This is a genomic window from Rhizobium sp. R86522 (genome assembly GCF_042466255.1).
In the GTDB taxonomy this organism is placed as follows: domain Bacteria; phylum Pseudomonadota; class Alphaproteobacteria; order Rhizobiales; family Rhizobiaceae; genus Allorhizobium.
The window spans coordinates 2451005-2470491 of sequence record NZ_JAXHBX010000001.1; the positions used below are offsets into that span (position 1 = coordinate 2451005).

Below are 19487 nucleotides of genomic sequence, written 5' to 3' on the forward strand. Positions count from 1 at the left end.
GGTTCAGGCGACCGCCATCCGCCTGGCTTCCCGGAACGACACCAGACGACCGCGGGCTTCGTCCCAGAGAACCAACTTCACGCAGGCGAAGCTTTGCATCAGCGTGATGCGGCTGATGGTCTTCAGCTCCGGATGATCGCGCAGGACTTCCGGCAGACGGTAGAAGGGGATCTTGCTCGACAGGTGATGCACATGGTGCACGCCGATATGGCCGGTCAGCCAGCGCAGGCCCCAGGGCAGATCGTAGTGCGAGGCGCCGTGGAGAGCGGCGTGCTGGAACTGCCACTCCGGAGGGTTGGACCAATGGGTGTCTTCGAACTGGTGCTGGACGTAGAAGAGCCAGATGCCCAATGCGCCGGCGAGCAGCACGATCGGCAGATGCACGATGAGGAAAGCATCGAGGCCGGCAAGCCAGATCATCAGCGCCGCCATGATGACCATCCCGGCATTCGTTGCCATGGTGGAGACCCAGGGCAGAGCGCCGTCCTTCATCATGCCGAAGGGCAGACGCTGCTTCAAAAGGAAGACCCAGATCGGGCCGATGCCGAAGAGCACGACCGGATTGCGATAGAGGCGATAGCCGAGGCGGCCCATCGGGGACAGGGCCTTGTATTCGGCAACCGTCAGCGTGGTGATGTCGCCGACGCCACGTTCCTCGAGATTGCCGGCGGTCGCATGGTGTTCGGCATGGGCCCGGCGCCAGTAGTCGTAGGGCGTAAAGGTCAGGACGCCGAGCAGGCGACCGGTCCAGTCGTCGATCGAGCGACGGGCGAAGAAGGCGCCGTGGCCGCAGTCATGCTGGATGATGAAGAGGCGCAGCAGGAAGGCTGCCGCCGGCACGACGAGCACGAGGCCCGGCCAGAAGGCGTATTCGAAGCTTGCCCAGGCACCGAGCCAGAGCAGGACGAAGGGCACGAGCGTGACGCCGAGCTCGAAGCTCGAGCGCGTCAGGTCCGGTTTGCGATACGTATTGACGATTTTCAGCCAGGCCTTGGCGTCAGGGGTCTCGTCTTCGACGATTTGATCGTCGCGGTAATCGAATGCAGCGCTCACAGGCCGGCCTCCGAAAGGTTGGTTTGATCGGGGAAGGCGGCAGAGAGGCTAATGACGCCCGATATCGGGGCGCGCGACACGGGGCATCCGAAGGAGAGGCCCGCAGCAATGGTCATGGTCGGCTGGCTTTCGTGACTTAGAGATCGCCCGTCACTCCTGGAACGGGTGGTCCCTCCTATCAGATCATGGAGGCCTTGTCGCCATGGAACACTGTCGCTTGTCCGGCTGCGGCATTTCGCCGGGCATTGTGCATGGCGTCCCGGAACACTTGTGAACCGGGACGCTGGTCTTCTGGTCAGGGACGAGCGGCGCTCATCAGCCGGCCGGCTTCAGTGTTGCGAGGATCTTTCCGACTTCGGGCATGTTCTGGGCTTCGGTTTCCGTGGATGCCCAGTAGGTGACGATGGCGATCTTTTCGTCAGAAAGGCCAATGATGCCCACGCCGATGGAGACGGGACCGTCCTTGTCCGTCCCCTTCCAGTCGATGGTCTCGAACGGCATGCCGTTCAGCTGGTCCTTTGATTCTTTCTGAGACGCCGGATCGGGCACGACACCGTTTTCTTCCAGGAAGCCGAAAACGTCGGTCATGACCTGGTCCATGTCTTCGGCGCCTGCAATGTCGAAGGAAATGTAGGTGCCGGCGTCAGGAGAGTTCGCCTCGACGCCGTAATCGGTCTCGGTCGGCTGCCAGTCATCGGGGATTTCCACGGTTGCGGCCGGCTCGTCGGAGGGGAAGGTAAAACTGCCTGCAAGTGCGGTGGTCGCGGTGATCAGGAGGATTGTGGTTGCAGCGAGAAACTTGTTCATCGGAGGGTCCGTTGATGAGGGATGAGACGTGCCAGATGGTGGCTTTTTCAAGCCGCAGGTGGCGCGTTGTCGTAGCAAGCAGAGGTCAAGAAAGTCGTACTGTTTTTGCTTGAAACGGCCTACAGCGTTGGAAAAAATATCGATCCTTCACGATATGATGAAGAAATATTGAAGGAGCGTATTCCACGGCTTGCCACATCACTTTTTCGCCGCGGTGCAAAAGCCGCTTTCTGCAATGTTTTCCGCCGCTTCCCGCGCGCCTTTCGCTTCGTGAACAGCCTTGAAACAGCGGTTTTCCGGTTTTTGCTTGTATCGACGCCATCCTTTCCCTATATTGCCGGCATCGAAGATTGCGAGCGACTTTGTCTACGCGCTTTTAGCGCACGCCAGATTTCCTTCAACGTCGATATACCAGCCGTCGAATGTCTCGGCGGCAAGCCCAACGATTGAAAGGAAATCGTTATGAACACAGGTACCGTAAAGTGGTTCAACAGCACCAAGGGTTTTGGTTTCATCCAGCCGGATGAAGGCTCTGCCGACGTGTTCGTCCACATCTCTGCAGTTCAGCGCGCCGGCATGCGCGACCTCGTCGAAGGCCAGAAGATCGGCTACGACATCGTCCAGGACAAGCGTTCGGGCAAGAGCTCGGCCGACAACCTGCGCGCCGCTTAATAATTTGTCGCTCGCCCCCGCTGATAACGGATTTACCGGCAGAGGGGGCTGAGTGGCGAGGGAAGGTCGGGTTCCGCCCGGCCTTTTTTGTTTATCCTGTGATCGAAGCCATCAGCCGCGATCCACATCTTTGCCCGATTTTGTCGGGATCTTCGCCGGGGCATGGCGCGTTAGCCTGTCGTATCCCCTCCTTTGAAACTCGAAAACAAGCGGGCATCAACGCCCGGAAAGGAAACGACCGTGCAAGTTCTCGTTCGTGACAACAATGTCGACCAAGCACTCCGCGTGCTGAAGAAGAAGATGCAGCGCGAAGGTCTCTTCCGCGAGATGAAGGCCCGCAGCGCCTTTGAAAAGCCGTCGGAGAAGCGCGTGCGCGAAAAGGCGGAAGCCATTCGTCGCCAGCGCAAGCTCGCGCGCAAGAAGATGCAGCGCGAAGGCCTTCTGCCGGCTCCGAAGAAGGCAGTGCGTACGCGCTAATGACGCTATGATCCGTGCGCCTTCGGGCGCGCGGACCCGCCTTCCCCGCCACGAAGGCGCAACGCAGTTTGCGACGCGGGCAGGGACCAGACATGCCGAGACAGGCAGCCAGGCTGCAGGAAGGATCCGGACATGACCGCCACCAAAGAGACCTTCTTCAAGCCCGAAAAGGTTTCCCCGCAGGACAAGGCCGCCACGACCGACAGCGTCGCCCGTTCGCTGATCGCTCAGGAAGCGACCGCGCGGGAACGCAAGACGGAAACGCTGAAGGCGCTGCGCATGCAACGTGAAGCGCTCGAAGCCGAGCAGGCCCCTGCACCGAAGAAGCGTGCCGTGAAAAAGGCCGTGAAGCGCGGCTGAGCCGAGCGCAAACGACCACCAAGTCAGAAATTCCAGGAAGCCGGGGCTGCGGATGCTGCCCCGGCTTCTTTCATGTCATTTCTTCGCCGCCGTCAGATTGAAATAGGCGCCTTGCGGGTCCTGGCAGGCTGCGATCCAGGCGCCACCGGGGACCTCATGGGGGCCGAACATCAACTGCCCGCCGAGAGACTTCATCCTGTCGATCGCCGAATCGATGGCCGGGACGATGAAAAAGAAGCCCCAATAGGGCATTGGCATCTCAGGCGTCTTGTTCATCATGCCGCCGATGCCGCGATCGCCGAGCTTGAAGGTCTGGTACGTCCCCAAATCTCCCATATCGACTGCCATGTCCTTTTCCCAACCGAATCGGGCGGCGTAGAAGTCCCAGACCTTTTCCCAATCACCGGCCATCAGCTCGTTCCAGCCGACCGTGCCGGTGCTGCCGGGGGTCGACCAGCTGCCGGTTTCACCATCCGGCATCTTCGGCGTCATGAGGCAGACGACGGCGCCTTGCGGATCGGCGACGACGGCGAAACGGCCAATGCCGGGGATATCCTCCGGCGGGCGGTGGATCGCGCCGCCGTTCGACTCGTATTCGGCGGCCGTCTTGTCGACATCGTCGACGGCGATATAGCCGGTCCAGTTGGGCGGTATGCCCTGCCCTTTCATGTCCTCGGTCAATGCCATCATTCCGGCCACGCCGGAAGGGAAACCGGACACGGCGAAGGTGGTGTAGGTAAAGCCCTCCATCTCCATATCGGTCGGCTCCCAGCCGAGCAGCGGGCCATAAAAGGCCTTGGCCGCGGCCGGATCGGGGGTCATCAGCTCGTGCCAGATGAATGTGCCATGCATGCGCAGTCCCTCTCTCAATCTGTCGGCGATCAGCCGATGCGTTTTGCTTCGCTGGTCATGAAGGTGTGAAAGCTGCCGTCGGGTTGGCGAACGCTGCCCGAGAAGGTTCTGGTGTCATCATCGACGAAGTGGATGACATCGCGATAGGTCTCGGTCTGTTCGGGGTCCTGCATGCTCGGCCCCTCGGCCTCGAGCACAAGCGTCTGACCGTCATCTTCCAGCCAGCCCCTGTAGACCCAGAACTTGTCCATCATCGACCCAATCCAGCTGCCGACATAGTGGCCGAGGCGCGGATCGTAACCGAGGGTCATGATCATGGTAGCACGGCCGCCTTTCGTACCCATCCCGCCCTCACCTTCCGCGACCACCCAGAGGCCGCCGATGGAGCGGATCTTTTCGGTCCATCGCTTCTCGGGATCGTCGGGGTCGTAGCCTTCCATCCCGGTCGAGGTCAGGAAGAGCCAGTCGCCGACCAGCCGGTCGAGGACACGGTGATGTTCGCTGGGTTTGGCAAACTCCATGATACCCTCCTCAGTGGCAGCAACCGGCCTTTTCAGCCGGCTTGGCGACATACTCGTCCTTGCGCTTGACGAAACTCAGCGTGCCCGTCTCGTTGCGGCCGAGCGGCGCGTGGTCGAGGATCATCAGTGTGCCCAGCGCCTCCTCCCCGCCCCGGGCATATTGCGAATAGGTGTGGAAGATCTCGCCCTTGTCGTTGCGGTAGAAGGCGGACAAGCCCGGCAGTTCGTCGAAGGCCCGGTCGCTCGGCGTTTCGCGGAAGTTGTAGTTCACCGCGCCGGAGGCGAGCTCCTCCTTGGTGAAGGAGACGTGGAAATCGTAGTTGAAGTCGCTGCCTGCGGACGAGACCCAGGGGAAATGCCAGTTCATGCGGCGCTTATAGGCCTCGATCTTTTCGAGCGGCGCGCGGGAGACGGTGACGAGGGTCACGTCGTGATTGTTGAGATGCGGCAACATGCCGTCGATATGATCGGCGAAGAAGGAGCAGCCCTCGCAGCCGGCCTCCCAATCAGGATGAAACATGAAATGGTTAATCATCAGCTGGCTGCGACCATCGAACAGGTCGGCAAGCGTTTTCTCGCCCGATGGCGACTGGAAGCGGTAGTCCTTCTCCATCCGCACCCAGGGCAAGGCGAGGCGCGCGGCATTCACCCGGTCGCGCTGACGGGTCAGTTCTTTTTCCTGCTGAAGCAAGGTTTTGCGGGCCTCCAACCATTCTTCCCGCGAAACAACCGAATATTCCATTTTCCCGATCCTCCTCTTGACAATTAGGTTGATATCAACATATTTAGTCCATGTCAAACATGCCCCTGATTCCTTACGCCACGACCATCCACGTCAAAGATACCTGCCTTTGCCTGCATGCCCAGCGCGCGGCGCGCGCGCTCGCTCGTCGCTTCGATCTAGCACTGAAGCCGGTCGGGCTCACCAACCAGCAATTCTCCCTGATGATGGCGCTGAACCGGCCGGAACCGCCGCCCATGGGGCCTGTTGCCAGACTTCTGGCCATGGATCGCACCACGCTGACGGCGGCGCTGAAGCCGCTTTCGGCGCGCGGTTGGGTATCGATCGAGCCGGATCCGAAGGACAAGCGCGGCAAGCGGCTGCGGCTGACGGAGGAAGGTGCGCGTACGCTCTCAAGCGCCGTGCCGATCTGGACCGATCTGCATGGCGAGATCGAGGCCGGCATGCAGGCCGACCCCGCGATCCTTCGCCGCGGACTGCTGGAGGTCAGTGCCTGACGGCTGCCTCAGCCGAGGCCAAGCGGCAGGGCGACCAGCGGACCGATCAACATGACTGTCGCCATGGCGAGCGCCACACGGTCGCGGCCCTCGAACAGCGGCCCGCGGAAGGCGGATGCCGGGTAGCTGCGGCGAATCTCGTGACGGGTCACCTCGTTGACCGGAAGATCCGGCGACAGGCGATGATCCTCATAGATTGCATTGGCTGTGGTGGTTTGCATGGTTTCGTCCTCGATTGCGGGTATCGAGGTCCAACCGGGAACAAGGGCAAAGGGTTCCCCTCCGCGCTTATTGCGCTTTCCGCTGGACTGGCGGTTGCGATTGGCACCGGCGCAGTGACGGCGCCCGGCCCGGACAATGGACGCGGCTCAAGAGCATGCGACGCGGACATGAAAAAGGCCGGCGCGAGGCCGGCCTTCGGGCGGTGGATATCTCAATTGAGACCGATCAGATGACCGAGACCGGAACTTCGGTCGAGGTGCGCATGGCGTGGCTGTAGGGGCAGACGATGTGGGCGGCCGCAACCAGCTTCTCGGCCAGCTCGCGCTCCATGCCGGGGATCTCGACCGAAAGCTTCACTTCGATGCCGAAGCCAGTGCCGTCTTCGCGCGGGCCGATACCGACTTCGGCGTGGACCTTGGCGTTTTCCGGGATCTTCACCTTTTCCTTGCCGGCAACAGCCTTCAACGCGCCGAGGAAGCAGGCTGAATAGCCGACAGCAAAGAGCTGCTCGGGATTGGTGCCGGTTGCGCCGTCGCCGCCGAGTTCCTTCGGGGTGGTGAGCGTGACATCGAGGACGCCATTGTCGGAGGCGCCATGACCGGAGCGGCCGCCGGTGGCATGTCCGTGTGCGGTGTAAAGAATAGCCATTGGATGTTCTCCTTGTTTTGCGGTTGGTGAATTTCTATATAGTGGACAATTGAATTGCGCGCAATTGTTTTTTGCGCATTGAAATGTGCACCAGTTTTGGTCACTGTGGAAACAATAGATGCCGAAAGGGGTTCATCAAGGGCTATGGATGACGAAACGCTGGAAAAGGAACTGAGGCTGGACAAGCAGCTGTGCTTTGCGCTCTACGGCGCCGCACATGCCTTCACGCGCGCCTACAAGCCATTGCTCACGCCTCTAGGACTGACCTATCCGCAATATGTGGTGATGATGGCGCTGTGGGAGGAGGACGATCTCTCGGTGAAGGCGCTGGGTGAAAAGGTCGGCCTGGATTCCGGCACGCTGTCGCCGCTTCTGAAGCGGCTCGAACAGATCCATTACGTCTCGCGCCGCCGGGATGCGGCCGACGAACGCGTGGTGTTCATCACGCTCACCGAGGAAGGGCGCGCCCTGAAGGGTCGAGCGCTCGAAGTCTTTTCGACGATCGGCAACCAGATCGGCTGCGACATTGCCGAGATCGAGAGCCTGCGTGACAGTCTCAAGCGGCTGAAAGGCCATCTCGAGGCGATCGAGGAGAACCGATCCTGAAAAAGCGCTCCTTGAGCCTCGACAGCTTGTCTGATTCTCACTCTTGGTTACGGAGCAAACTGCCGCCTTGTACGTTGTGGAACAATGGACAAGGCGCGCAATCTTTTCGATATCGTCAGTGGCAAGCTATGGCTTCTGCCTCTCATCTTTTCGGGCCTTTCGGCCCTACTCGCCATACTGCTAATCAGCTATGGACACCTTCTGGGGCCCGATGTCGTGAGCGCGGGATGGTGGCTTTATAGCGGCGAGGCCGAGACAGCGCGGCAACTGCTGAGCAGCCTGTTGTCCGGGTTGATGACGATGACGTCGCTCGTTGTCTCCGTGACCTTCGTCATCCTGACGCTTGCGGCCAACCAGCTCGGGCCGCGACTGATTTCCCACTTCATGGCCGACCGGCAGATCCAGGCCGTGCTCGGCCTGTTCATTGGCACGATCCTCTACCTCATCCTCGTTTTGCGGATGATTTCCGACACGCTGGGCAAAGACGGCGTTCCGCATCTGGCGATCACGGTCGGCAGCCTGCTGACCGTGATCTGCCTGATGTCGCTCTTGTTCTACATTCACAAGGTGGCGCGGCTGATCATCGCCGACAACATGGTGCAGGCTCTGCATCGCAATCTGCTGGTGACCCTTGATGAGGTTTTGCCCGGCGAACCGACGAAACATGTCGAAGAGGCTGCCCGTTTTGCGGGCATAGGTCAGCCGGTGGCATTAAGGACGGTCGGGCACGTACAGGTGATTGATTATGCCGCGTTGACCCGCATCGCGGTAGAAAAGGATCTGCGGATCGACGTGGCCGTGAGGGCCGGTCAGTATCTGTTGGCGGAAGGCGATCATTTCACGATTTTTACCGGAGACACCGGCGAAGGGACTGAGATCGACGACGAGACGATCGCAGCCTTGCGTGCCTGCTTCACCATCGGGCTGCAGAACACCACCGCACAGGACCTCGAATTCAGCATACGACAGCTGACCGAGATCGCGGTTCGGGCCCTTTCGCCGGGGATCAACGACCCCTTCACAGCAGTCGCCGTGGTCGACCGGCTGGCGGCCTCCTTCGAGGCGGTGCAGCAGCGCCCCCTGCCCTATCGGCAGTATCACGATGACGATGGAGTGCTGCGTCTGATCGTCAGCCGTTCCGACTATCGCCGCATGCTCAACACCGGCTTCCGATCGATCCGCCAGGCGGGCGCCGACCAGCCGCTCGTGCTGATGCGGATTGCCGCCCGGCTCGCGGACCTCGCCCATTCCGTCCGCTCACCCGACCAGGCAGATGCGCTGAGGGAGCAGTTGGCGGCGCTGGAACAGACGGTCGAGGAATGCCATTCCATCGAGCACGACAAGTCGTCCATGCAAGCCTATCTCAGCGAAACTCGGCAGGTTCTGGCCGCGATCGAGACGGCGGCGGCTGACAATCCGGCTTGATCGCTGGCCCTCCGCCTCTCCTGCCGCGCGCCTCCCTGATGCCTTGATTGCCCCCGATGCAGGCAGCAGAAGGAGAGATTCGCATGACACCATCGAGAACCCTTACCGCTCGCTGTATCACCGCCCAAATCCAGCTTCTCGTTCTGCCGCTGATGCTCCTGGGCATAGCTATGCCAGCGTCCGGGCAGGCTGCCGAAGGCCAGATCGTCGCGGCGGCCAAGCGCGTGGAGCAGAAGCTCGGCATGCGGGTCGGGCTTTCGGTCATCGATACGGGCAGCGGCGCAGTCGTCGCCTACCGGGACGATGAGCGCTTCGCCATGGCAAGCACCTTCAAGTCGCTCGCCTGCGCGGCAGCCCTGTCGGGTGGCGATGCGGTTCTCGAGCAGACGACACGCATCACAAAAGCGGACCTGCGACCGCATTCGCCGGTGACGGAGACGCGGGTCGGCACGAGCCTCTCCACGCGAGAACTCTGCGAGATCACGCTGCGGACCAGTGACAATGCCGCCGCCAATGCGATCCTCAAAGTGCTCGGCGGGCCGGCCGAAGTGACAGGCTTCCTGCGCGGCATCGGCGATGCGACCACGCGGCTCGACCGTTATGAGCCAGAGGTCAACGAGGCGAAACCCGGCGACCCGCGCGACACGACGACACCGGAGGCGATGGCGCAGACGCTTCACCGGCTGTTGCTGGACGGCGCGCTTGCCCCTGCCGCCCGCGACCAGCTGGAAGCCTGGATGGCGGCGAATGCCGTGGCCGGCGGCCTGCTTCGGGCCACGCTGCCAAAGGGCTGGACGATCGCCGACCGCGGCGGTGCGGGCGGGCATGGCACGCGTGGGGTGGTGGCGCTCCTGCGCCCTCCGAAAGGCGCGCCGCTCGTCGTCGCGATCTACATGGACGGCAGGAAACATCCGCTGAAGACGCGGGACGCGGCGATTGCCGAGATCGGTGAAGCGGTCTTTGAAGAGTTTGCGCGATGACTGGTCGGACGATCGTCCGTCTGGCTTTCACGCTGTCGCTGGCAACGACACTGATGGCGCCCGGCACGCATGCCATGGCGCAGGAAGCCGGCACCACGGCAGAAGCACGGTCGGACTGGCAGCGGAAGAAATGCGACGTCTACCGGCAGGCCTTTGCCGAGATCCTCGACCATGTCGGACGCGAGGGCGTTTCGGACATATTCCTGGTCCGGAACCAGGCATTCATCGACAGCGGCTGTCTTGCCGATGTCGATGCCTGTCCGCAGACGGAGGCCGACATCGAGGTTGCCAATGGTCTGACCATCGCCAGCATGAATGCGGGTGCTGCGAGCTCGTTCAGCCCATTTCGCTGTCGGGAATAAGCCGCGTCAATCCGCCCCTCGGCCGGCGGGTGGAACGAGGAACCGATCTGCACGCGAAGGGTTGTCCTTCGGTCAACTGCGGTGACGACACCTCCAAGCGAGCGCCGCACAGACCATCAAGGAGAATGCCCATGCAAGTACCGCAGAATGCCGTGATTGCCGTTGCCGACGGCGAGAAGCTGAGCCTCTTCCAGAACGAAGGGAATGCTCTTGATATCAAGCTGAAGGCCATTCCGTCCGAAGAAATCGACGGTTCGAAAATCCCATCCGGCGCCCGCCATTCCAGCAGCGCCGCCAATCCCGACGACAGCCAGCAGGACGAGGACGGCTTCAGCAACGGTGTCACCGAAATGCTGAACAAGCAGGTGCTCGACGGCAAGATCAAGAGCCTCGTGATCGTTGCTGCGCCGCGGACGCTCGGCGAGATGCGCAAGAGCTACCACAAGCAGCTCTCCGCGGTGCTGGTCGGCGAACTCGACAAGGACCTGACCGGCCACACGGTTCAGGAGATCGAAAAGGCGCTTGAAGCCGCCTGATCTCGACGCGCATTCGAGACCCCGCAATGCAAACAGGCCCCGCCGTCACCGGCGGGGCCTTCTGTCTTCTTGCGGTGATTGCCGCGCGCGATCCGATCAAGAACGCCGGTTACTGGCGGACGACGATCTTTGCCTTTGTCGGCACGCGTTCGTAGAGATCGATGATGTCCTGGTTCATCAGACGGACGCAGCCGGAGGAGACGGCCTTGCCGATGGAGCTCCATTCCGGCGAACCGTGCAGACGGTAGAGCGTGTCCTGACCATTCTGGAAGATGTAAAGCGCACGTGCACCCAGCGGATTGTCGAGGCCGCCGGGCTTGCCGCCGTTGCGGACCGAGTATTTCTCCAGTTCCGGCTGACGGGCGATCATTTCGTCCGGCGGGGTCCATTTCGGCCACTTCTGGCGCCACTGGATGACGCCTGCGCCACCCCAGGCAAAACCGTCGCGACCAATGCCGACACCATAGCGCATGGCGGTTCCGCCACGCTCGACGAGGTAGAGAAAGCGGTTCGGGGTATCGACGACAACGGTGCCGGGGGCTTCGCCGGTGGGATCGATCACCTGCTGGCGGTAGAAGCGCTCCGGAATGCGCCAGTAGGGGACGGCCGGAATGACGTAGCCGCCGTCATAAACCTCGCCATACATGGCATCGAGTTCAGGGGTGCGGCCACTCGGCGCGGCCGGCACAACGGGGCCTTCCAGACGGGTACCCGGCGGAAGCGGACGGGAGGAGGTCGTGCAGCTGGCCAGCAGGGATGCCGCGCCGAGGCCTGTCAGGGACAGAAGCGAACGGCGGGTCAAATTGGGTGTAGAGGACATTTAGGTATGAGTTTCCTGTAGCAGTTCTGCGGATGAAGACGCTGGGAGGTGCGCTTTGTTCCGCGATGATGCGATGCAAACAGGAAAGGTTCAATTAAAGCAACGCTACCACCCCCTCACGTTTTGGAGAGAGGGCCAAGGTCGCAAATGAGTGTCGCTAAATGACAACAATCGGGGTGTTGTCGGGCACGCGATCAAAGAGGTCGATGACATCCTGATTGAACATGCGCACGCAGCCCGAAGAGGTTGCCTTGCCGACCGACTGCCAGTCCGGCGTGCCGTGGACACGGTAGAGCGTATCCTTGCCGTCCTGATAGATGTAGAGCGCACGCGCGCCGAGGGGATTGTTGAGGCCTGCGACCAGACCGCCGCGGGCTGCGGAAACGGGTCTGAGGTTGGGATTGTTCTCGACCATGTTGTCGGTCGGCGTCCAGTGCGGCCATTTCGCCTTGCGCTGGATCACGCCCCGGCCCGACCAGGCATAACCGTCACGGCCGAGCCCGACGCCGTAGCGGATCGCCTTGCCGTTCGGCTGGACGAGATAGAGGTAGTGCGCCCTGGTATCGACGACGATGGTGCCCGGGGCTTCCGTCGACTGGTAGCTCACCTCCTGGCGCAGCATGTCGGAGCGTACGCGGTCGAGCGGGATGGCGGGAAGCGTGTGGCCGTCATCGACCATCACACCGTAGAGCGTCCGATGCAGCGGGTTGGAGACCGGCAGACCATAGGTCTGGTGGAACTGGGTGCGGTAAAGGTCGCGCTTTTGCGGTGCGCTCTGGTCGGCGGCCGGCGGCGTGCGGGCTGGATCGTACCAGACCGGGGCCACCTCATCCTGGAAGACCTCGATGTTCATGCGGCTGGTATCGGTCATCAGTATGCAGCCCGACAGCGAGCCGACAAGAGCCGTACCGAGGCCGAGCGACAAGAGCCGCTTCGACAGGAGGGAGGCCGGGCCGGACGGGAGAGGCTTCAACATGCTGCACCGATTCACTGACATCGTTGCCGGCACCCTGTCAGCTGCGGCTGGCGCGAAGCTTATGACCGGGGGTGACTTGCGTGCGCCGTCATGTTGCCCCCCCGAATTGGAGCTGTGACGTTGTGGTGCCCGCATATGGGGAATTGCTTCGGCTAGACTTTTACCGGAAGTCGTATTTCCCCTTCAGATCGGCACGCAACTATGATTTTTAGTATTGCAGATATTAGTGTTTCATAACTTTTTAAGGCGTCTCGATCACGATCCGTTCAACATTTCACATCTGGGCAGGGCGAACGAACGTGCTTCACAACATGAAGATTGGCAGCAAGATCTATCTGGGCTTTGGGTCGGTGCTGGTCGTGCTCGGCGTCATCGCCGGGGCCGGCGTCTATTCAAACCTCAGCAACGAGGCGTCATTCGCGGAATATCGCGAGAGCGCGAGGCAGACGAACGAGGCGGGCCGTATCCAGGCCAATATGCTGGAAGCGCGGCTCGCCTTCCGCAAGTTTCGCGCCGACCCTTCGGACGAACTGAAGCAGGATGTAACGACGCGGCTTGCGACGACAAAGGCATCGGTCGACACCATGCTGAGCTATAAGCTGAGCGACACGGCAAAAACGGCCGTTTCCGGCTACCACGGCATCATCGACACCTATGCGCAGGGCTTCGACAAGGTCGTGACGCTGCAGACCCAGCGCGAAGAACTCGTGGACGGAACGCTCGACACACTCGGGCCGAAGATGGCCGCGGAACTGGAGGCAATCAGCGAGTCTGTTGCGACCTCCGGGAACGTCGAGGCGGTCGCTACGCTCGAACGATTGAAGTATGACATCAGCAGCCTCCGTCTGGGAACCAACAAGTTCCTGCTGAACAACAGCGATGACGCATTCGAAAACGCCAAGACGTTTGCCGAAAAGGCGCGTGAGGAAGTCGCAGAAATCAAAGCGAGTTCGACCGATCCCGCCGCGACTGCTACGCTCGACAGGCTTGCGACCGAATTGGCGACCTACGAAGCCGCCATCCGGTCGGTATATGAGGTGATCAAGAGCCGGAACCAGTTGATCAGCGAGACGATGAACGTCGCCGGGGATCAGCTATCGAAATCGGTGGAGCAGCTCAAGCTAGACCTGAAGAAGCAACAGGACACGCTGGGGCCGAACATCCAGTCGACGATGGAGACCGCCGTCGTGATCGGCAGCACGCTCGCGGCCGTCGGCCTCTTCATGGCCGGTTTCATCGCCTTCTTCATTGCGCGCAGCATCACGCAGCCGATTGGCCAGATTACCGGCGCCATGGGTGCGCTCGCCGACAACAAGCTCGATACCGTCGTTCCCGGCCTCGACCACAGAAGCGAAATCGGGCTGATGGCCAAGGCCGTCGACGTCTTCAAGCAGAACGCCATCAAGATCCGTGACATCGCGGCCCAGGAAGCAGCCCTGCAGGAGAAGAATGCCGACCTGCAGTCGAACATTGCGACCGTGGTCGATGCCGCCGTTGCCGGCGACTTCACCCGTCGCATCACCAAGCGCTACGACAATCCGGACCTCGACCGTTTCGCCGCCAACGTCAACACGCTGGTTCAATCCGTCGATGCCGGCATCGCCGAGACCGGCAGGGTGATCTCCGCGCTTGCCCAGGGCGACCTGACCGAGAGCATGGAAGGACACTATCAAGGCGTCTTTGCCAGCTTGCAGACGAATGTGAACGAGGCCATGGCCAGCCTGCGCAACCTGATGCAGCAGGTTCGCCAGTCGGCCGATGCGATCAATGGTGGCGCCGACGAGATCCGCCAGGCCTCGAATGACCTGTCGCGCCGCACCGAGAACCAGGCCGCCTCGCTGGAGGAAACCTCTTCGGCGCTTGAGGAAATCACGGTCGCCGTCAAGACCTCGACTGAGCGGGCGCAGGATTCGAGCAAGATGGTGACGGAAGCCCGGCAGTTCGCAGAGGCTTCTTCCGGCGTGGTCGGCGAGGCGACGTCGGCGATGAGCCGGATCGAACAGGCCTCGAAGGAAATCTCGCAGATCATCAACGTGATCGACGAAATCGCCTTCCAGACCAACCTTCTGGCCTTGAATGCCGGCGTTGAAGCGGCGCGGGCCGGCGAAGCGGGCAAGGGTTTTGCCGTCGTCGCCCAGGAAGTGCGCGAACTCGCCCAGCGTTCGGCAACGGCTGCCAAGGACATCAAGACGCTGATCACCAAGTCCTCGCAGGAGGTGCGGACAGGCGTCGACCTCGTCGGCTCAACCGGCCAGGCGCTGAGCGACATCCAGACGAAGGTTGTCGGTATTGCGAGCCAGGTGACCTCGATCGCAACGGCCGCCCAGGAGCAGTCGACGGGTCTCGCCGAGGTCAACATGGCCGTCAACCAGATGGACCAGATGACCCAGCAGAATGCGGCGATGGTGGAAGAAGCCGCCGCCAGCACCGCAAAGCTTGCCGAAGAGACCGCGCATCTACGATCGCTTGTCGCGCGCTTCAAGGTCCAGAAGGACGGTAACGCCCAGCGCTACGCGGCCTGATCGACCCAAAAGCTATCCTGCAAGACAAGACCCCGGCGCTTCGCACGCCGGGGTCTTTCATTTCTGTCTCAACGTTCAAGTGTCGGCAGCGGCCGCGGGCTTGCCCTCGCCTTCGCGCGGCAGGCGGATATTGGGGAGGAGGAGCGCCGCGATCAGGCCGATCACCATCATGCCGGAGGCCGTCAGGAAGAGCGGCACGAAGGCGTCCGAATAGGCGTTGGCAACCAGGGCACGGGCGGCCTCCGGCAGGGCGGCGAGGCCTTCCGGAGTGAGGTTGCGGAAATCGACACCGCCGGGCAGCGCGATCTGGACCTGGGTGAGGCCGGAGCTGACGATGGCGCCGTAGATGGAGATTGCGATCGCGGCGCCGCCCATGCGCGTCAGCGTGACCGTTCCGGTGGCGGCGCCCACGTCAGCGCGGGAAGCGGCATTCTGGACGCCGATGACGGGAACCTGCTGGCCGATGCCGACGCCAAAGCCCTGGAGCAGCATGACCAGCGCGATTAAGATCAGCGGGGTTCCGGCATGCAGGAAGGAGAAGATGCCAAGACTGACAACGCCGAGGGCTGCAGACGCAATCGAGAAGGGTTTGTAGCGGCCGCTTTTCGCGATCAGCCGGCCGGCGGCAATCGAGCCGATGGCGATGCCGCCTGTTGTCGCGACGAAGAGCAGGCCGGCCATGGAGGGCGAGAGGCCGGTCGTCGTTTGCAGATAGAGGGCGATGTAGTTGACCGAGCCGATGCCGATCGCGCCCGAGACCAGCGAGATGACCAGCAGCAGGTTGATGGTGGGCTTGGAGAAGAGCGAGAGGGGCACGACGGGCTCCGGCGCACGGCGCTCGACGAGGACCCAACCGACCGCGCAGAGGGCACCGAAGGCGACGACGGCAAGGCTTTGCCAGGCGATCAGCGAGCCGAAGATCTGGCCGCTATCGGCCCAGAAGACGATGGAGGCGACAGCACCGGCGAGCAGGATCGCACCGGCATAGTCGATCTTCGGTTTGCGGTTCGGCTTGCGATAAGGCAGCAGAAAGGCAAGGCCGATCAGGACGGCGATGCCGATCGGCAGGTTGACGAGGAAGATCGAGCGCCAGCCGAAGAGATCCGACAGCGTGCCGCCGAGGACGGGGCCAAGCGCGCCAGAGGCCATTAGCACTAGGCTCGAATAGCTCTGGTAGCGGGCGCGTTCGCGCGGCTCGAAAAGATCGGCATTGATCGAGAAGATCGAGACCATGATGCCGCCGCCGCCGAGCGCCTGCAGCACGCGGGCGGCAATCAGCGTATCCATTGAGACGGCAAGACCGCAGACCAGAGAGCCGAGCGTGAAGATCGCGATGGCTGCCATGATCACATACTTGCGGCCGAAGAGATCGCCGAGTTTGCCATAGAGCGGCATGACGGCGCTGGTCGTGAGCAGATAGGCGGAGCCGACCCAGCCGAAGCGTTCCAACTCGCCGAACTCGCCGACAATGGTCGGAAGCGCCGTCGAGACGATCTGGTTGTCGAGGGTCGCCATGAACATGGCGGACATCAGCAGAAGATAGACGAAAAGGCGGAGCCTGGGATCAGTGACCAGCGGCGTATTGTCTGCGGACGGCGCGGCGGTGGCGCTCGCTGTCGGATGCGGTTCGAAACGGGGATCAGGCCCGGAGGGGGCGGCGGTGGTGGCTCTGGTCATGGATCGGGGGCTCCTGTCTGGCCACAAAATGTGCCCCTCGCATTTATATGTCAATAGCACATATTTGCTTAAAGCATTCATTTTGCTTTCCGCACCGTTCAACTTTTGCTATGCTGAAGCCATCATGTCTGCTTCGCACACCAAACTCTCGAACGTTGAGCCCGAAACCGTGGATGCCCTGCCCGACGGCCTGCCGGAAGGCGGCGACGCCTCGCTGGCTGCCATCGGGCATGCCATGACGCGCATGCGGCTGTTGATCGGCCGCCGCTTCATCGGGCGCATGGCCTTGCAACGCATCGGGACGGGGCTCGAACTGTCGGACCTCGATGCCATCGGCGTCATCAAGCGGATCGGCAGCCAGCAGGAGGTGACGGTCGGCACGATCGCCGAACAGCTGAGGATCGATCCTTCGCGGGGCAGCCGGATCGTTGCGGATCTCGTGAAACAGGGGCTTCTGGAGCGCGCGGCCTCGCAGGAGGACGGCCGCCGCAGCCTTGTCAGGGTGACGGCTGCGGGCCGCAAGGTGCTCGATGACATCGAGGCCATCAAGCGCGAGACGATCACCGAGGCGACCGCCGGTTGGTCCGACGCGGATGTGGAGACATTCGGGCGGCTCTATGCCCGCTTTACCGAGGGCCTGGAGGCGCAATTCAAGCGCTTCGAGCAGGACGAAGGCTGACGGTCTCAGGGCGGCACGGCAGCGGGTCGCTGGAACGGAAACGACCCGACCGGCACTCCCTCCCCCGAGAAAATGCCGGCCGGTCGTCATGGGACTGGTTGTTCACCACCCTCCCCGCTCCGCCAGGACAGGAAGGGCTTGCGTCCCACGCCGAAGGGAATGGCTCAGACCGGTTTCGGCCCTTGCAAGGCGTTGTAGATCTTCTTCGCCAGGATTGCCGAAATCGGGACCGAAAGGACGAGACCGGCTGCGAAGGCGGATGCGATCTGCCAGCCTTCGCGCATGTCGAGCGACAGAACCGCGATCACCGCCGCACCGCCAACGGCGCTGGCGACGAGGATATAGAGAACTGCAGCGAGGCGAAGCATGATCGTTTTCCTTCGTGTTCATGTCTTTCTGTTGTGACAATAGGATCAACCCGGCAAGTTTCCTTGATCTGGCTCAAGTCTTTGCCTGAAATTGCTTAGACCAAAGGCGAAGCGCTTCACGTGCACCGTTAACACTGTTTTAAGCCTGTTCTTGCCGGGGCTGCACGCTTCCTCCAAGGTTCTGGCCTGACAGTGAAAGCCGTAAACGGAACGGACACATGCCTTCTCGACGCTCGGTCATGATCGGCCTTGGCGGGCTCTTTGCGACAGCGGGCCTGCCCGGCGGCCTGCGCCTTGCATCCGCCCAGACGCTTGCCATGGCGGAACTGCGCGGCGGCTTCGACGCGGCCGAAGCCGGGATCCTGCCGGGCACCGAAGACGACCAGAGCGCCAAGCTGCAGGATCTGATCGACCGGGCGGCGGCCATGGGCCAGCCGGTCTTCCTGCCGGCCGGCACCTATGAGGTCGCCAATCTCGAATTGCGCGATGGCAGCCGGATCGTCGGCGTGCCGGGACTGACGCGACTTGTCTATCGCGGCGACGGACATCTGATCGCAGCCCAGGACATCCGACGCCTCAGCCTGTCAGGCCTAACCTTCGATGGCGCCAATCGCTGGATTGCCGATTATACCGAGGGGCTCCTCTCCTTCCGCAGTGTCGACGACGTGACGATCGAGGCTTGCGAGATCACCGGCAGCCGCAAATGCGGGATCTATCTGGCACGCTGCGGCGGCCGCATTAATACCACGCGCATCTCGGGCGCTGCTGATGCCGGCATCTGGGCGATCGAAGGCAAGGCCTTCTCGATCCGCAACAACCAGGTCTTCGACTGCGGCAATGGCGGCATCCTTGTGCATCGCTGGACGAAGGGCGAAGACGGCAGCGTCATTGCGGGCAACAGGGTGGCACGGATCGGCGCGACCAATGGCGGCACCGGGCAGTATGGCAACGGGATCAACGTCTTTCGCGCCGACAATGTGCTGGTGTCGCAGAACCATGTGTCGGACTGCGCCTTCTCGGCGATCCGGGCCAACTCTGCCTCCAACATCACGATCAGCGGCAACCAGGCCTTCCGATCCGGCGAAACGGCCATCTATGCCGAATTCGAGTTCGAGGGCGCGCTGATAACAGACAACATCATCGACGGCGCGGCGATCGGCATTTCAGTCGCCAATTTCGACCATGGCGGGCGCCTGTCCACCGTCAGCGACAACATCGTCAGGCGGATCGTCAACAAGGGCCCCTATGTGCCGACGATCAGCAGCTTCGGCTTCGGCATCTCGGTCGAGGCCGATACGCTGGTCAGCGGCAATCTCGTCGAAGGCGCTGAGACGGCGGCCCTCGCGATCGGCTGGGGGCCCTATCTGCGCAATGTCATCGTCAGCGACAACATCCTGCGCGACAGCCCGGAAGGCATACGGGTGAGCGTGGTCGAGGGCGCCGGCCAAACTGTGATCCGCGGCAATATCGTCGAGGGTGCGGATAAGGGCGCGATCCTCGGATATCGCTGGAAGGAGCGCGTCGGCGACGAGCTTTCGGATGGAGAGACCGACTACAGGCATCTCAGCATCGCAGACAATGCGCGCATTACGCGGTGACACGATCAAGGCCATGCTTGTGCGTTAACCAAGTGGAAACCAACACCGGTATTTTCGGATAGTCGTAATCTCTGTTTAAGGTCGCGC

24 protein-coding genes are annotated in these 19487 nt (G+C 62.0%); 13 read left to right on the top strand and 11 right to left on the bottom strand.

Translation table 11 applies throughout. From position 1 onward, the window contains the following. Nucleotides 1–3: 3 nt before the first annotated feature. Both SJY08_RS11950 and SJY08_RS11955 read right to left on the bottom strand, forming a co-directional pair. Nucleotides 4–1053 (bottom strand): fatty acid desaturase, encoded by a 1050-nt coding sequence (locus SJY08_RS11950; protein WP_069041868.1) that lies wholly within the window; start codon nt 1051–1053, stop codon nt 4–6. Nucleotides 1054–1368: 315 nt separating this feature from the next. Continuing rightward, on the bottom strand, nt 1369–1860 hold the full coding sequence (locus tag SJY08_RS11955; protein ID WP_377275841.1) for a histidine kinase: 492 nt from the start codon (nt 1858–1860) through the stop codon (nt 1369–1371). A gap of 105 nt (nt 1861–1965) precedes the next feature. Here SJY08_RS11955 and SJY08_RS11960 point away from each other — a divergent pair, with 105 nt between their 5' ends. The 4 genes from SJY08_RS11960 to SJY08_RS11975 all read left to right on the top strand — a co-directional run bounded on the left by SJY08_RS11960 (nt 1966) and on the right by SJY08_RS11975 (nt 3369). Next, nucleotides 1966–2310: a hypothetical protein gene (locus SJY08_RS11960; RefSeq protein ID WP_377275843.1), complete on the top strand. Its 345-nt coding sequence runs from the start codon at nt 1966–1968 to the stop codon at nt 2308–2310. A gap of 12 nt (nt 2311–2322) precedes the next feature. After that, a complete protein-coding gene (locus SJY08_RS11965; RefSeq protein ID WP_006727165.1) occupies nt 2323–2532 on the top strand; it encodes a cold-shock protein in 210 nt (69 codons plus the stop codon). Nucleotides 2533–2772: 240 nt separating this feature from the next. Beyond that, complete coding sequence (gene rpsU / locus SJY08_RS11970; RefSeq protein ID WP_054151125.1) at nt 2773–3009, top strand: 30S ribosomal protein S21; 237 nt, start codon at nt 2773–2775, stop codon at nt 3007–3009. 132 nt (nt 3010–3141) lie between these two features. After that, nucleotides 3142–3369: a hypothetical protein gene (locus tag SJY08_RS11975; protein WP_006727163.1), complete on the top strand. Its 228-nt coding sequence runs from the start codon at nt 3142–3144 to the stop codon at nt 3367–3369. 75 nt (nt 3370–3444) lie between these two features. Here the strand turns inward: SJY08_RS11975 and SJY08_RS11980 are convergent, their stop codons facing one another. The 3 genes from SJY08_RS11980 to SJY08_RS11990 are packed head-to-tail and all read right to left on the bottom strand — an operon-like array spanning nt 3445 to nt 5484. Then, nucleotides 3445–4221 (bottom strand): VOC family protein, encoded by a 777-nt coding sequence (locus SJY08_RS11980; RefSeq protein WP_377275846.1) that lies wholly within the window; start codon nt 4219–4221, stop codon nt 3445–3447. Between the two features lie 29 nt (nt 4222–4250). After that, nucleotides 4251–4742, bottom strand: coding sequence for a DUF1579 domain-containing protein (locus tag SJY08_RS11985; protein ID WP_377275848.1), 492 nt, complete (start codon nt 4740–4742; stop codon nt 4251–4253). A gap of 10 nt (nt 4743–4752) precedes the next feature. Continuing rightward, on the bottom strand, nt 4753–5484 hold the full coding sequence (locus SJY08_RS11990) for a DUF899 domain-containing protein (RefSeq protein WP_377275850.1): 732 nt from the start codon (nt 5482–5484) through the stop codon (nt 4753–4755). A 50-nt stretch (nt 5485–5534) separates the two neighbouring features. Between SJY08_RS11990 and SJY08_RS11995 the strand changes: the two genes are divergently transcribed. Next, nucleotides 5535–5981 carry a MarR family winged helix-turn-helix transcriptional regulator gene (locus tag SJY08_RS11995; protein ID WP_069041873.1) on the top strand — a complete coding sequence of 149 codons (447 nt, stop codon included), beginning with the start codon at nt 5535–5537 and terminating at the stop codon, nt 5979–5981. An 8-nt stretch (nt 5982–5989) separates the two neighbouring features. On the opposite strand, the gene SJY08_RS12000 is transcribed toward SJY08_RS11995, so the two are convergent. Both SJY08_RS12000 and SJY08_RS12005 read right to left on the bottom strand, forming a co-directional pair. Then, entirely contained in the window at nt 5990–6202 is a 213-nt protein-coding gene (locus SJY08_RS12000; protein ID WP_054151130.1) for a hypothetical protein, read from the bottom strand. 226 nt (nt 6203–6428) lie between these two features. Next, nucleotides 6429–6851 (bottom strand): organic hydroperoxide resistance protein, encoded by a 423-nt coding sequence (locus tag SJY08_RS12005; protein WP_054151131.1) that lies wholly within the window; start codon nt 6849–6851, stop codon nt 6429–6431. A 144-nt stretch (nt 6852–6995) separates the two neighbouring features. Here SJY08_RS12005 and SJY08_RS12010 point away from each other — a divergent pair, with 144 nt between their 5' ends. The 5 genes from SJY08_RS12010 (at nt 6996) to SJY08_RS12030 (ending at nt 10760) form a co-directional block, all read left to right on the top strand. Then, nucleotides 6996–7457 carry a MarR family winged helix-turn-helix transcriptional regulator gene (locus tag SJY08_RS12010; RefSeq protein WP_054151132.1) on the top strand — a complete coding sequence of 154 codons (462 nt, stop codon included), beginning with the start codon at nt 6996–6998 and terminating at the stop codon, nt 7455–7457. A gap of 84 nt (nt 7458–7541) precedes the next feature. Next, on the top strand, nt 7542–8882 hold the full coding sequence (locus SJY08_RS12015) for a DUF2254 domain-containing protein (RefSeq protein ID WP_377275853.1): 1341 nt from the start codon (nt 7542–7544) through the stop codon (nt 8880–8882). Between the two features lie 83 nt (nt 8883–8965). Further along, a complete protein-coding gene (bla, locus tag SJY08_RS12020) occupies nt 8966–9862 on the top strand; it encodes a class A beta-lactamase (protein ID WP_377275855.1) in 897 nt (298 codons plus the stop codon). Further along, the gene (locus SJY08_RS12025; RefSeq protein WP_377275857.1) at nt 9859–10224 is read left to right on the top strand and encodes a hypothetical protein; all 366 of its coding nucleotides are present in this window, start codon (nt 9859–9861) and stop codon (nt 10222–10224) included. The genes bla and SJY08_RS12025 overlap by 4 nt, the downstream gene beginning before the upstream one ends. Before the next feature lie 131 nt (nt 10225–10355). Further along, nucleotides 10356–10760 (top strand): host attachment family protein, encoded by a 405-nt coding sequence (locus SJY08_RS12030; protein WP_377275859.1) that lies wholly within the window; start codon nt 10356–10358, stop codon nt 10758–10760. Nucleotides 10761–10869: 109 nt separating this feature from the next. On the opposite strand, the gene SJY08_RS12035 is transcribed toward SJY08_RS12030, so the two are convergent. Both SJY08_RS12035 and SJY08_RS12040 read right to left on the bottom strand, forming a co-directional pair. Beyond that, the gene (locus tag SJY08_RS12035) at nt 10870–11580 is read right to left on the bottom strand and encodes a L,D-transpeptidase (RefSeq protein ID WP_054151136.1); all 711 of its coding nucleotides are present in this window, start codon (nt 11578–11580) and stop codon (nt 10870–10872) included. A gap of 157 nt (nt 11581–11737) precedes the next feature. Further along, entirely contained in the window at nt 11738–12556 is an 819-nt protein-coding gene (locus SJY08_RS12040) for a L,D-transpeptidase (protein WP_054151137.1), read from the bottom strand. 311 nt (nt 12557–12867) lie between these two features. Here SJY08_RS12040 and SJY08_RS12045 point away from each other — a divergent pair, with 311 nt between their 5' ends. Beyond that, complete coding sequence (locus tag SJY08_RS12045; protein ID WP_377275862.1) at nt 12868–15078, top strand: methyl-accepting chemotaxis protein; 2211 nt, start codon at nt 12868–12870, stop codon at nt 15076–15078. A gap of 75 nt (nt 15079–15153) precedes the next feature. Here SJY08_RS12045 and SJY08_RS12050 read toward each other — a convergent pair whose 3' ends face one another. After that, a complete protein-coding gene (locus tag SJY08_RS12050; RefSeq protein ID WP_377275864.1) occupies nt 15154–16755 on the bottom strand; it encodes an MDR family MFS transporter in 1602 nt (533 codons plus the stop codon). Between the two features lie 124 nt (nt 16756–16879). Here SJY08_RS12050 and SJY08_RS12055 point away from each other — a divergent pair, with 124 nt between their 5' ends. After that, the gene (locus SJY08_RS12055) at nt 16880–17434 is read left to right on the top strand and encodes a MarR family winged helix-turn-helix transcriptional regulator (RefSeq protein WP_082347814.1); all 555 of its coding nucleotides are present in this window, start codon (nt 16880–16882) and stop codon (nt 17432–17434) included. Nucleotides 17435–17598: 164 nt separating this feature from the next. Here SJY08_RS12055 and SJY08_RS12060 read toward each other — a convergent pair whose 3' ends face one another. Further along, a complete protein-coding gene (locus tag SJY08_RS12060) occupies nt 17599–17802 on the bottom strand; it encodes a hypothetical protein (RefSeq protein WP_054151139.1) in 204 nt (67 codons plus the stop codon). Between the two features lie 218 nt (nt 17803–18020). Here SJY08_RS12060 and SJY08_RS12065 point away from each other — a divergent pair, with 218 nt between their 5' ends. Continuing rightward, the gene (locus SJY08_RS12065) at nt 18021–19400 is read left to right on the top strand and encodes a TIGR03808 family TAT-translocated repetitive protein (protein ID WP_377275866.1); all 1380 of its coding nucleotides are present in this window, start codon (nt 18021–18023) and stop codon (nt 19398–19400) included. Nucleotides 19401–19487 lie beyond the last annotated feature (87 nt).

What these genes read in the sequence shown, in the direction of transcription:
- SJY08_RS12000 (WP_054151130.1), bottom strand. Translation starts at nt 6,202, where the DNA reads ATGCAAACCACCACAGCCAATGCAATCTATGAGGATCATCGCCTGTCG.
- SJY08_RS12045 (WP_377275862.1), top strand. Translation starts at nt 12,868, where the DNA reads ATGAAGATTGGCAGCAAGATCTATCTGGGCTTTGGGTCGGTGCTGGTC.
- SJY08_RS12060 (WP_054151139.1), bottom strand. Translation starts at nt 17,802, where the DNA reads ATGCTTCGCCTCGCTGCAGTTCTCTATATCCTCGTCGCCAGCGCCGTT.
- SJY08_RS11995 (WP_069041873.1), top strand. Translation starts at nt 5,535, where the DNA reads ATGTCAAACATGCCCCTGATTCCTTACGCCACGACCATCCACGTCAAA.
- bla (WP_377275855.1), top strand. Translation starts at nt 8,966, where the DNA reads ATGACACCATCGAGAACCCTTACCGCTCGCTGTATCACCGCCCAAATC.
- SJY08_RS12025 (WP_377275857.1), top strand. Translation starts at nt 9,859, where the DNA reads ATGACTGGTCGGACGATCGTCCGTCTGGCTTTCACGCTGTCGCTGGCA.
- SJY08_RS12030 (WP_377275859.1), top strand. Translation starts at nt 10,356, where the DNA reads ATGCAAGTACCGCAGAATGCCGTGATTGCCGTTGCCGACGGCGAGAAG.
- SJY08_RS11955 (WP_377275841.1), bottom strand. Translation starts at nt 1,860, where the DNA reads ATGAACAAGTTTCTCGCTGCAACCACAATCCTCCTGATCACCGCGACC.
- SJY08_RS12055 (WP_082347814.1), top strand. Translation starts at nt 16,880, where the DNA reads ATGTCTGCTTCGCACACCAAACTCTCGAACGTTGAGCCCGAAACCGTG.
- SJY08_RS12065 (WP_377275866.1), top strand. Translation starts at nt 18,021, where the DNA reads ATGCCTTCTCGACGCTCGGTCATGATCGGCCTTGGCGGGCTCTTTGCG.
- SJY08_RS12015 (WP_377275853.1), top strand. Translation starts at nt 7,542, where the DNA reads ATGGACAAGGCGCGCAATCTTTTCGATATCGTCAGTGGCAAGCTATGG.
- SJY08_RS12040 (WP_054151137.1), bottom strand. Translation starts at nt 12,556, where the DNA reads ATGTTGAAGCCTCTCCCGTCCGGCCCGGCCTCCCTCCTGTCGAAGCGG.
- SJY08_RS12050 (WP_377275864.1), bottom strand. Translation starts at nt 16,755, where the DNA reads ATGACCAGAGCCACCACCGCCGCCCCCTCCGGGCCTGATCCCCGTTTC.
- SJY08_RS12010 (WP_054151132.1), top strand. Translation starts at nt 6,996, where the DNA reads ATGGATGACGAAACGCTGGAAAAGGAACTGAGGCTGGACAAGCAGCTG.
- SJY08_RS12035 (WP_054151136.1), bottom strand. Translation starts at nt 11,580, where the DNA reads ATGTCCTCTACACCCAATTTGACCCGCCGTTCGCTTCTGTCCCTGACA.
- SJY08_RS11975 (WP_006727163.1), top strand. Translation starts at nt 3,142, where the DNA reads ATGACCGCCACCAAAGAGACCTTCTTCAAGCCCGAAAAGGTTTCCCCG.
- SJY08_RS11980 (WP_377275846.1), bottom strand. Translation starts at nt 4,221, where the DNA reads ATGCATGGCACATTCATCTGGCACGAGCTGATGACCCCCGATCCGGCC.
- SJY08_RS12005 (WP_054151131.1), bottom strand. Translation starts at nt 6,851, where the DNA reads ATGGCTATTCTTTACACCGCACACGGACATGCCACCGGCGGCCGCTCC.
- SJY08_RS11990 (WP_377275850.1), bottom strand. Translation starts at nt 5,484, where the DNA reads ATGGAATATTCGGTTGTTTCGCGGGAAGAATGGTTGGAGGCCCGCAAA.
- SJY08_RS11965 (WP_006727165.1), top strand. Translation starts at nt 2,323, where the DNA reads ATGAACACAGGTACCGTAAAGTGGTTCAACAGCACCAAGGGTTTTGGT.
- SJY08_RS11985 (WP_377275848.1), bottom strand. Translation starts at nt 4,742, where the DNA reads ATGGAGTTTGCCAAACCCAGCGAACATCACCGTGTCCTCGACCGGCTG.